Below are 542 nucleotides of genomic sequence, written 5' to 3'. Positions count from 1 at the left end.
GTGGGAGTGGGAGTGGGTGTGGGGGAGGCGGTGTTGAGTGCGTTGAGGACGGCGGTGTAGGCGGGCTTCTTGCTGCCGTCGCCGTTGAACAGCAGTGGGGTCTGGTCGGCTCGCCAGGAGTCGGTGTCGCGTACGCCCCAGACGGTGATGCCGAGGCAGCGCGGCACGGCCAGGCAGTCGTTGGTCACGTTGGCGTAGGTGGTGGGGGAGGCGCCCTGGATGTCGAGTTCGGTGACGGCCACGTCGACGCCGAGGGCGGCGAAACTCTGCAGCGTGGTGCGGTAGTTGCTGTTGTAGGCGCTGTCGTTGTTGAAGTGCGACTGGAACCCGACGCAGTCGATCGGTACGCCGCGCTGCTTGAAGTCCTTGACCATGTTGTACACGGCCTGGGTCTTGGCCCAGGTCCAGTTGTCGGTGTTGTAGTCGTTGTAGCAGAGCTTGGCGGCCGGGTCGGCGGCGCGCGCGGTGCGGAAGGCGACCTCGATCCAGTCGTTGCCGGTGCGCTGCAGGTTGGAGTCGCGCCGGGCACCCGAACTGCCGTC

1 protein-coding gene is annotated in these 542 nt (G+C 66.8%); it reads right to left on the bottom strand.

Annotated elements, in window-relative coordinates; all coding sequences use genetic code 11:
* A partial coding sequence (locus KV205_RS36025) for an endo-1,4-beta-xylanase (protein ID WP_265869259.1) occupies nt 1-542 on the bottom strand: 542 nt, incomplete at both ends.

Origin of the sequence: Streptomyces sp. SKN60, from assembly GCF_026236535.1 — a bacterium.
Taxonomy (GTDB): Bacteria; Actinomycetota; Actinomycetes; order Streptomycetales; family Streptomycetaceae; genus Streptomyces.
The sequence above is the reverse complement of the archived record's forward strand: the minus strand, read 5'-3'. Positions and strand labels throughout refer to the sequence as shown.